The organism is Limnohabitans sp. Jir61, from assembly GCF_003063545.1.
GTDB lineage: Bacteria > Pseudomonadota > Gammaproteobacteria > Burkholderiales > Burkholderiaceae_C > Limnohabitans.
Genome location: NZ_NESD01000001.1, coordinates 1,199,345 through 1,211,779, shown reverse-complemented (window position 1 = coordinate 1,211,779; position 12,435 = coordinate 1,199,345). Strand labels below are relative to the sequence as shown.

At 52.1% G+C, this 12,435-nt stretch carries 1 protein-coding gene (running past one end of the window); it reads left to right on the top strand.

Annotated features, from left to right (window positions below):
• A protein-coding gene (locus B9Z35_RS12960; protein WP_158268119.1) for a YDG domain-containing protein crosses the window boundary here: on the top strand, positions 1–12,435 show its end. It extends 14,829 nt beyond the left edge of the window; only the last 12,435 of its 27,264 coding nucleotides appear in the window; its start codon lies off the left edge, out of view; it ends in the stop codon at positions 12,433–12,435.

Genomic DNA, 12,435 nt, shown 5'->3' with positions numbered 1-12,435 from the left:
AGTAACTATGCTGCGCCCACATTGAATGCCACGAATGCACCGGTCACGATCACTGCTAAGGTTTTGACTGTAGATAACACCGTGGTCGACGCCAAGGTGTACGACGCAGGCACTGCTGCCACCTTGAGCGGCGGCAGCTTAAATGGTGTGGTCAGTGGTGACGTGCTCTCACTCACACAAACAGGTGTGTTTAACAACGCCACGGTTGGCACAGCTAAGGCTGTCACAGCGACCAGCAGATTTGTAATTACCAGCAGCACCAACAACAGCGCTGCCAGCGACTACACGCTGACAGCACCTACAGGATTGTTGGGCAGCATCACCAAAAAGATGTTGACCATCACTGCAAACGACGACGCCAAGTTTGCAGGCCAAAGTGATGTAGCCACCTATAACGGCATCAGTTACGCAGGCTTTGCAGGCAATGACACAGCGGCAAGTTTGACCACGGCACCTACCGTGTCACGCTTCAACAGTGGTGCAGACAACGTGGCGGGTGTTTATACAGGCGTCATGCGTGCGACCGGGGCTGCTGCTATCAACTACGACTTCACTTATGTGAATGGCAAGTACACCATCGTAGGCGCCAATCAGCTTTTGGTGCGCGTCAGCACACCTGACCGTACGTACGGCAGCGCACCCACATACACCGTGAGTGAAGCCAAGTACATGTTGCCAGTGGTGGCAGGCGTGCCTGGTAGTGGCGGCATCGTGGATTTGATCAGCCGGGCTTCTGTGTCAGCCTTGGGTGTCGTGACTGTGACGGACACAGGCAACGCATCGGCCACTTTCACCATTACACCGACGGGTGGTATTTACGCCACCTCGGGGTATTTGAATGTGGGCAGCTACCAAATCAGTGGCACCAGCATCAGTACCGTGAACGCTGTGAACTTCAACAACACCATCACCGTGTTGGGTAGTCAAACCGTGACTGCTAAAACCATCACACCAGCGCCCATCATTAACCGTGTGTATGACGGCACTACCAATATTGCAGCCTTCTCGTACACACCTACCGGTTTGATGGCAGGTGATGTGGTGAGCCTCAACGGTGCTGGCAGCTACACCAACGGCAAAACTGTAGGCAATGCAAACAAGACCTACACACTGACAGGTTTAAACCTGACGGGCACAGATGCAATCAATTATGTTTTGAGCACAGCCAGTAGCGGCAATATGCTCAACGGTACGAACGGCACCATCACACAAAAAGCACTGACGATCTCAGGCATCACCGCCAACGACAAGGTGTATGACGGCAACACCACCAACACGGGCTTGAACTTTGGCAATGCAATTTACACAGGTTTGGTGACCGGGGATGCGTTTGCCGTTACAGCAGCCACTGGCACATTCAACAATGCCAATGTGCTGCAAGCCAACTCGGTGGCCTTGAGTGCATTTAATTATGCGGGCGGTGATGTGGGGAATTACGCCATCACGCCTCAAACCAGTGCTACAGCACACATCACACCCAAATCGTTGACGTTGACAGGCTTGGTTGCTAACAACAAGGTCTACGACGGTGGTTTAACAGCCACGATTCAAACTTATGGCTCATTAACAGGTGTGGTGAGTGGTGATGTAGTGACCTTGGTTACACCTGCAGTGGCTAGTGCCTCGTTTGCCACCAAGCAAGTGGCCAATGGCAAAGCCGTGACGGTGTTGGCTTCTAGTCTGGGATTGACGGGTAGTGCTGCTAATAACTACGCGATCGTTGCAAATCCTTCGACCACGGCAAACATCACGCCTCTCAGCATCAATGTTGATCGTATTGCCGCGAACGATAAGGTTTACGACGGTAATACCCTTGCAACACTAGATTTGAACAACGCAAGGTTCAATGGCATGGTGTCGGGTGATGTACTCACGTTGTCTGCCACGGGTACCTTTGATACTAAAAATGTCAATTGGGTCAACAATGCCGCAGCTTTAAAAACTGTCAACTTGGTCAGCAGCTATGGTGGGGCTGATGTGGCCAACTACACCATCATCAGCCAAGCAACAGCAAGTGCCAAGATCACACAAAAAGCTGTGACAGTTTCTGGTCTTCAAGCCAATAGCCGTGTGTATGACGGCAGCACTGCTGCTACTGTGAACACCAGCACGGTAGCGTTCACAGGCAAGCTGGTTGGCGATGGTTTGAGTGTTTTGACGAGCGTTGGTACTTTCGCTGATAAGTACGTCGGCACTGCCAAAGGCGTGACGCTAACCAATACCTACACGGGTAATGATCTCAATAACTACGCCATCACTGACCAAACAAGCAGCGCCGCAAATATCACGCCGAAGGACTTGGTCATCAGCGGCATCACTGCTTTGTCTAAAACTTATGACGGAGATAGAAGCGCCACGTTGCAGAATGTCTTGACTGCCAATAAAACAGGCTTGGTCTCTGGTGATGATGTGACAGTGGCTGCAACGGGTTTGTTCAGCGACGAAAATGTGTCTAATGGCAAAACAGTAACGCTGAGTAGCAGCTACACGGGTAATGATGTACGCAACTACACCATCACCAACCAAACTAGCGCGACTGCCAACATCGCGCCTTTGGATGTGGCTCTCAGTGGTAACACCACTGGCGTGTCGAAGGTGTATGACGCGACCACTGCCATGCCCACAGGTAATGTGGGTTACGGCAGTTTGAGTAGCGCAAACGCAGCAGTATTGGCTACCGACATAGCGCGTGTTGGTGGCTTATCCATCAGCGGTGTTGCTGTGTTTGACAGCGCTAACGTGCCAGCAACTGGCAATACACGTTTGGTGCAACAGGGCACAGTGGCCTTGAGTGGTTCACGCGCAGGCAACTACCGCCTAGTGTGGACCAATGGCAGTGGCATCATCACACCAGCACTGCTGACCATCACTGCCAATGACGATGCCAAATTTTATTCAGAGTCTGACACGCCTGGTTATGCAGGTGTGCGCTACAGCGGGTTTGTCGGTGGGCAAACTGCGGCTACTGCAGGTTTGTCGGCTGTGCCAAGTGTTTCGCGCGACCGCACTGCGTTGACTGGTTTAGACGCTGCTGACCCTTCTGGTAGCTACGCAGGTTCATTGGTGCCCTCTACGGTAACTGCCAATAACTACACCATCACACCTGTGAATGGCAACTACACCATCGTGCCAGTGGGCCAATTGCTGGTGCGTGTAAATAACGTGACCACCACCTATGGTGACACGCCAACTTATGTGGTGAGCAGCGCCAAGTTCATGACACAGGCTGCTGTGAATGGCCAGTCTTTAGCGATTACTGATTTGACAGGGCAGGGCTTTGTGAGTGTGAGCGGCTCACAGGTCACGGTGGTAGATGCCAATGGCGCTACGACAGGTTTATTTAATTTAGGTGCAGTGAATGGCAATTTGAGTTCTGCACATCATTTGACAGTGGGTAGTTACCTGTTAGGTGCCACGATGGTGAGCCGAAGCACAGATGACTTTGATAACCACATCAATGTGGTGGGTGCCTATCAAGTCAACGCCAAAGGTTTGACAGTTAACGCCGCAGGCTTGTCTAAGGTTTATGACGGCAACACTGTGATGAGCAGTTTGCAACTTTCTCCAGTAGGCCTAGTTACTCCAGTCACTGGGTATGCAACTGATTTGGTTGACGTGTTAGGTGATGGCCGCTATGTTGATAAAAACGTCACGGGCAGCGCTAACAAACCCTACAACCTAACGAATCTTCGTTTAGACGGTGCAGACATCGGCAACTACTACTTGATCAATGGCAGCACGGGTAGTGGTACCAATGGTGAGGTAACGCCTCAAGCCTTGACCATCAGGTATTTCGGTACCAACAAGGTGTACGACGGCAACACATCAACAACCGTCACCACCACCGATACACGTGTTGTAGGCGACACCATTAACATCAATCGAACAACGGCATTCACCGATAAAAACGTGGCATTTGACGGCAGTGGCAATGTCATGACCAAGACCGTCAATGTGACAGGCGTGAGTCTCTCAGGCGCAGATGCCATCAACTACAGCGTGCCAAGTGCTGACACGACCACCGCAACCATCACGCCGCGCTTATTGAATGTGACATACACAGGCAACAACCGCGTGTACGACGGTGGCAGGATGGCGACGGTCGTTGCCAGCGATGATCGTGTGACGGGTGATGTGTTTGACATCATTCGCACGAGCAGTTTTGCCGATAAAGATGCGGCCAACACCAAAACCATCAGTGTCACGGGTGTGAGCCTCAGCAATCCAGCAGGTGTCAATACCATCGATGCGACCAACTACACGGTTGCAGCGACAGGCACAACAACTGCCAACATCACACCACGGGTTCTGAATGTGTATTACACCGGCATCAACCGCATATACGACGGTGGCACAGTGGCTACGGTGAACACTTCGGATGATCGCGTGACCAATGACGTGTTAACGATCAACGCAACTGCAGCGTTTGCAGACAAGAACGTAGGTAACGGTAAAGCCGTTAGCGTGAGTGGTGTGTACTTGACCAATACCGATGCCAACAACTACAGCGTGGTGGCTACAGGCAATACAACAGCCAACATCACACCACGCGCTTTGAGTGTGAGCTACACAGGTGTCGATCGCATTTACGACGGTAGCACTGTAGCCACGGTCACTACCACTGACAACCGAGTGAGTGGTGATGTGTTCACCATCAATCGCACTGCGGCGTTTGTGAATTCAGACGTGGCATACACAGCTGGTATTGCTCGTTATGACGGTAGCAACGTGACCACTAAAACTGTGAACGTGACAAGCGTGAGCCTGACAGATCCATCGGGTGTCAGCAGCATTGATGCAGCCAACTACACCGTGCTCGCAACTGGTACAACCACAGCCAAAGTGATCCCCAAATCTTTGAGTGTCGGTTTGGTTGGCAGCATCACCAAGGTGTATGACGGAGACACGAATGCGGTGTTGAACAACAGCAACTATGTATTCACTGGTTTCATCAGCACAGGTGGTGTGAGTGAAGGCACGAGCATCAGACAAGCTGCTGGTACCTATAACAGCCGCAACGTGATGCAAGCCAGCAGTGCTTTGGCCAATTTGGCAGTCACTGACTATGTAGAAAATAGTGGCACCACGCTTAGCAATTACATCTTGCCAACGCAGGCCACAGGTGTGGCCAGCATCACACCGCGCACATTGACTGTGTCCTACACAGGCGTGAGTCGTGACTACAACGGCACAACGGTTGCTGCGGTCACGACGAGTGATGATCGTGTGTCAGGTGATCAGTTGGACATCAATTGGACTGCCAATTTCAACAACAAGAACGTGGGTATCGCTAAGCCGATCAGCGTGACGGGTGTGAGTTTGAGCGACCCTGCAGTTGGACGCATTGACGCAAGCAACTACACCGTGGCGGCCATGGGTAGTACTTCTGCGACGGTGAACCGTTTGGCATCGGTCACATGGGTAGGCGGTACTTCGGGTGATTGGCTCAATCCGATCAACTGGTCTGGCAACGCAGTGCCCGATTTGTCAAACGTGGCTGCGGTTGTGATCCCCGCAGGTACGACCGTCAATTTCAACAACATCGCTACCAACTACACCAGCGTACCCAGTGTGACGCCCGAACTTGGTATGGTGCAACTCACCAGCCTTAGTGCGGCAGGTGCCACCCTGATTCAAAGCGATGGCACCTTGCGAACCACTGGAAATGTGAATTTGGGTACCTTCACACAAACAGGTGGCGCCACCACTGTGGGCGGTAACTTCAGTACCACTGCAGGTTTTACCCAAGGCAGTGCGGGTAGCTTGAGTGTGGCAGGCTCTAGCAATATTGGCAGCAGCAATGCGGGCGTGGTGTTGGGTAATTTCAGCAGCACAGGGGCATTGAGCATCACCAGCACAGGCGGCGCGATCACCCAGGCTGCTGGCACATCAATGAATGCCAGCAGCACCACAAGCCTATCTGCACAAACGGACGAAGCAGATGCAGACATTGTGTTGAATAACACGGGTAATACCTTTGCAGGTCAAATGTCGGTTTTGCGTGCGCATGATTTAAGCCTCAAAGCTGCTGCGTTGCCGTTGATTAGCGTGAGCACCAGCGGCACACAAACCTATAACGCACCTATTATTTTGTTAGTGGATGCAGCAGTCACGGGGCAGAATATCAATTTTGGTAGTTCTATCAACGGCCCTTATCGTTTGGTAGTGAATGATTCAGGTAATGCTGTGTTTGCCGGCGCGATTGGTGATGTCACAGCCCCCTTGCATTTTGAAGTGAACAGCGTTGGCACGACCACATTAGGCGGAGGTTTGGTGCGCACCAGCAGTGATCATTCCATCGTTTTCCACGGTGCAGTGCAGTTGACGAACGACACCACATTTGACACGACGAACAACGGAGCCTTGCAGGCTGGTGCCAACATCACATTTGAAAAAGAAGTCGCTGCTTCAGGTTATTCAGTCACGCTTAATGCAGGTACAGGTGGCCTTGTGAATGTGATGGCGTCAATGACTGGCGTGAATGTAATGACATTGACCAATGCCGCAAGTTATTCATTTGTTGGTAATTTGCAAACAGCGTCTTTGATCACATATGCAAAACCCTACAGCGTGAGCATGACCGGCGCCAGTAATGCATTTACGGCTTCGAGTATTTTCAACAACACAGGTGTGCTGACCTTGGGCAATGGCGGCGACAACTTCGCGTTTACAGGTGGCATGACAGCCATGGCGCCTATTGGTATTGATTTATCAGGCAACCTCGTAAGCAGTGGATCTATCACGTTAGGCAATACAGGACACCCGATTGGCTTGAGCGGTACAAGCTCGGTGAGCGCTTCATTGTTGACATTGAATGCACCTGTCTCTGGAAATTATGCTTTCAGCGTGACAGGTAACAGTGCAATCAATGGCGGCAGTGTGACGACCCCAGGGTTTGCACAAAGCTATAGCGGTGCAGTCACGTTGGGTCAAGACACGACATTGACCGGTTCAACGGTGACCTTAAGTGGAAATGTCACAAGCAGTAGTGGTTTGAGCGTGGTGGGCAATGCCATCATCAATGCAAGCCAAGTCACGACAACAGGCGCCAATCAAAACTACAGCGGCACTGTGACCTTAGGCGCAGACACGACATTGACGGCATCCCAAGTGACGTTTGCAGATGTGGTGAGTGGCGCACATAGCCTGAGCGTGTTGGGTAACACCGCAATCAATGGCGGCAGTGTGACGACCACAGGCAAAGCACAAAGCTATAGCGGCGCAGTCACCTTGGGTCAAGACACGACATTGACAGGTGTAGGTGTGAGTTTTGGTTCAACCGTACAGGGCACGACAAGCCCACGCACACTGACGGTGGACTCAGGTGAAGGCAATGTGATATTCGGAGGTGCGTTAGGTGGCAGCAATGGATTCATCAGCGATGTGACGGTGAACAGCGGTGGCATCACACGCTTCTCTGCACCAGTACAAGTGACAAGCCTGCAAACCAATGCCAATGGCACGGTGGAGATCAACGGTGCAACTGTGATCACGACAGGTACACAGATTTATGGGGAAGTTTTGACCTTGGGTGCAGACACGACATTGACGGCATCTCAAGTGACGTTTGCAGATGTGGTGAGTGGCCCATATAGCCTGAGTGTGTTGGGTAATACCGCAATCAATGGCGGCAGTGTGACGACCACAGGCAAAGCACAAAGCTATAGCGGCGCAGTCACGTTGGGTCAGAACACGACATTGACAGGTGTAGGTGTGAGTTTTGGTTCAACCGTACAGGGCGCGACAAGCCCACGCACACTGACGGTGGACTCAGGTGCAGGCAATGTGATATTCGGAGGTGCGTTAGGTGGCAGCAATGGATTCATCAGCGATGTGACGGTGAACAGCGGTGGCATCACACGCTTCTCTGCACCAGTACAAGTGACAAGCCTGCAAACCAATGCCAATGGCACGGTGGAGATCAACGGTGCAACTGTGATCACGACAGGTGCACAGATTTATGGTGAAGTTTTGACCTTGGGTGCAGACACGACATTGACGGCGTCTCAAGTGACTTTTGCAGATGTGGTGAGTGGCGCACATAGCCTGAGCGTGTTGGGTAACACCGCAATCAACGGCGGCAGTGTGACGACCACAGGGTTTGCACAAACCTACAGCGGTACGGTGGCGTTGGGCCAGGCCACCACACTGACCGGTTCAACGGTGAGCTTGGGTGGAAATGTCACAAGCAGTAGTGGTTTGAGCGTGGTGGGCAATGCCATCATCAATGCAAGCCAAGTCACGACAACAGGCGCCAATCAAAACTACAGCGGTACTGTGACCTTAGGCGCGGACACGACATTGACGGCGTCTCAAGTGACGTTTGCAGATCTGGTGAGTGGCGCACATAGCCTGAGCGTGTTGGGTAACACCGCAATCAATGGCGGCAGTGTGACGACCACAGGCAAAGCACAAAGCTATAGCGGCGCAGTCACGTTGGGTCAAGACACAACATTGACCGGTTCAACGGTGAGCTTGGGTGGAAATGTCACAAGCAGTAGTGGTTTGAGCGTGGTGGGCAATGCCATCATCAATGCAAGCCAAATCACGACAACAGGCGCCATTCAAAACTACAGCGGTACTGTGACCTTAGGCGCGGACACGACATTGACGGCGTCTCAAGTGACTTTTGCAGATGTGGTGAGTGGTCCGCATGATTTAAACATTGTTGGTGATGCCTTTATCAATGGACGTATGGTCACGACTTCAGGCAAATCGCAAAACTACAGTGGCATGATTACATTGGGTGACAACACAACGCTGACAGCCACTACAGTGACGATCGGTAATGGACTTGGCGGAGATTACTCACTTCACATTGAAGGTAATACGGTCATTAATGCCAGCAATGTGAATACTGTGAATCATGCCCAGAGTTACAACGGTACATTGACTTTGGGAGCGGACACTGCACTGACGGGATCAAGTGTGACCATCGCTGGAAATGTCAGTGGAGATCATGAACTCTACGTGATAGGTGACATGACATTTGGCGGTGCAACCCTAAACACAGGGACGCATAGACAAACTTATGTCAATAATTTTGCGTTTGGACAAAATGCCACGCTGACGGGTTCTCAGATTTATTTCATGGGTGCCGTGGATGGCGACCATGATTTAAATCTGCAGGCTGAGTCGTTCCTCATGGGAGGAGTTGTGAATACACATTCGCACTCCCAAACATATGGCGGTCGCGTGAATTTAGATGTTTCTACCATCCTCACTGCATCTCAAGTTACCTTTGACGGCGAGGTGATGGGCGATGCAGATTTTTCCGTTCTGGCCCCCTTCATCCGAGCGTCTTCAGCTACCAACACATTTGGGCATTCACAAAACTACAGCGGTGCTGTGAGTTGGATAGGCGATGCTATTTTTTCAGGTGTTGATTTAACGTTTGGTTCTACCTTGAACGGTACCCGGGACTTGACGATTGTCAGTAGTGGAGTAACCCGATGGAATGGCGCTGTGGGTGTAGCAGTGGGTAGTACGTTGCGCGACATCACAGTCAGCGGGGGCGGCAAATTAGAAATCAATGGCACGACTGTTCAGGCCACGCGCGGACAGACTTACCACGACAAGGTCAATATGTTGGGTAACACCACATTGACCGCAACGACTGTGACCTTTGACGATTCGGTCAGTGGCGCTGGCTATTTGCATTTGGTGGGTAACACCAACCTCAATGGTGGCAGCATCAGCACCACATTAGGCCAGAGCTACAGTGGTGCCGTGAGCTTGGGTGCGCACACCACACTCGACAGCACAAATGCAGGTGATATTGTGTTTGCTAGCACCCTGGGTGGTGCTTACGACTTGATCATCAACACCATCGGCAACACACGATTTGATGGCATTGTGAGTGGCTTGAGTAGTTTGCATACCAACGCGGGTGGCCATGTGTTGATGAACGGCAACGCAGTAACCACCACGGGTGCGCAACGCTACGACGATGCCATGACTTTAGGGGCTAACACGACACTGACAAGCAGCATGGGTGCAGCCATTCACTTTGCCCGCGCTATTGATGGTGGTTTTGACTTGACGGTGGATACCAGTGGCATGACCGACTTAGCGGGTGCGGTCAACGTGCGAAGCCTTTCTGTGACTGGCGCATCGACGCATTCAGGCGGCGTTGTGTCTACCACGCAGGGGCAAACCTATGCCGCCGCCATCACGTTGGGTGCCGATACGAGCTTGACTTCGTCGCTTAACACCCTTCACTTCACCCATATTTCAGATGCAGCGGCTTCTTACAACCTAGATTTGCAGAGCAACTCAACTCAGGTGTTGGCACCGATTGATGTCGGTGGCAATTTGCACATCACAACGAAGGCTGGTGGCGTGTCGCAATTGGCTGGCAGCAATTTGAATGTGGGCGGTACAACCACCTTCACTGCTGACACGGGTGCCTTACAAGTGGCTGCGCTGACGAGTGCAAACAATACATTCTCAGGCGTGCTGACGCTCAACCAAATCAACGGAGGTTCTTGGGCTAATGTGTCTGTCATCACCAACACCTCTTTGACGTTGGCACCTTTGCAAAGTGCGGGTACGGTGAGTTTGCAAACGCAAGGAGCGTTGAACAGCAGTAGCATCACAGCCTCTGGTAATGTGATGGTTAACAGCCGCGGCGGCGCAGTGACGATGGGCGCAACCACTGTATCGGGTAATCTGATTGTGCAAAGTGCCAACGGTAACGTGACACAAACTGGACAGTTTGTGGTGACGGGCAACACAGCGGTCACAGCAGGCTCAGGCACCATCACACTGGATAACGTATTGAACTCGTTTGGCGGCACTTTGGGCTTACAAGGTGTGTCGACCTCGGTGGCGACCAGCGGTAATTTGCAATTGGCCAGTGTGACCAACAGCGGCCCCATGACCTTGCGCGCGCCGAGTGGTTCGATTGACTTGGGTACGGCTTTTATCACTGGCGGTGACTTAACCTTGCAAAGCTTGGGCAACATGAACTTGGGTGGTGCCAATATCACGGGTAGTTTGGATATGAGTAGTACAGCAGGCACGGTGTCATTTGGACAGGCCACGGTAACGGGCAATCTGACTGCTGCAACACAAGGTCAACTGGTGGACTTGGGCTCTGCCAATGTGGGCGGTAGTCTGTTGGTGCAAACGCAAGGTGGTAACATCGTGCAAAGCACATCACCTAATTCTGCTTTGCGAGTTGCAGGTACCAGCACGCTGAATGCAGGCACAGGCAACGTGACTTTGCCCAATGTGCCCAACCAGTTTGGTGGCGCAGTCAGTTTGCTAGCCAACAGCGTCGAATTGGTGGGTAGCAACGGGTTGGTACTGGGCAACAGTGCTGTCACGGGCACGTTGGCGGTGACAGCGGCTACAGGCAACATCACGCAAACAGGTCCATTGAATGTGGCAGGTGTAAGCACCTTTACTGCCGCGCAAGGTGATGTGATCTTGGCACAAGCCAATACCTTCGCGCAGCCCGTGGTGGTGGATGCCATCAATGCCACGCTGAACACGGCAACAGCATTGACACTGGGCGCCAGCACCGTGACGGGGAATTTGTTGGCCAACGTGGCATCGGGTGATGTGACGCAAGTCGGTCCGCTTACCGTGGGTGGGACAAGCAACATCATCACAAGCGCGGGCAACGTCACGCTGACCGATGCTGCTAACAGCTTTGTGGGAACAGTATCCGCGGACACCTCAGGTACCTTGAGTTTGACTAGCGCAGGTCCATTGACCTTGGGTGAAGTAAAGACTGTGGGTGACACCGTACTCAATAGCCACGGCAAGATTGACTTAGGCACATCCATTTTTGGCGCCAAAGTGAATGTGAACAGTGGTGGCTTTGACATCATTCAAAGTGGCCCCATCAAAGTAGGCGGTAATTCAAACTTTGATGCAGGCAATGCCAAGATTGATTTGTTCAATCCGAAAAATCAGTGGTCTGGCTCTATCCTCTACAAAGGTGGCGTGGTGATGATCAACCATCCGCAGTTGATGAATGCGGTAAATGCTGGTACCTTGGTGGTACGTGTCGAAACATCTGTGGTCCAACCCGCCAAAGTGAGCGCGCCATTGTTAGGTTCTGTCGCAGTCAGCGCGTCTGCAGCAGCTGCAACAAATGGCGATGGCTCCATTTCAATTTCTGTCGCACGACCCGCTTCTGGTAACCAAACTGGCGTGATCTCAGTCGCTGTCTCATCTGAAGTGGCAACACCCGGTCGTAGCTTCTCGTTCTCAATTGAGTCGCATGTGCCTGCTGTTGCTAATACAGAAGTGAAAGTGACACAAGTCGATGGCAAGCCACTGCCAGAGTGGTTACGCTATGAGCCGGGTACCAAAACGTTTGTGGCTACGACTATTCCGCCCGGCGCCTTCCCATTACAACTGAAGGTGGGTATTGGCGGCGTGGAAACCTTGATGGTGATTCAGGAGAATTTCGGTAAATAA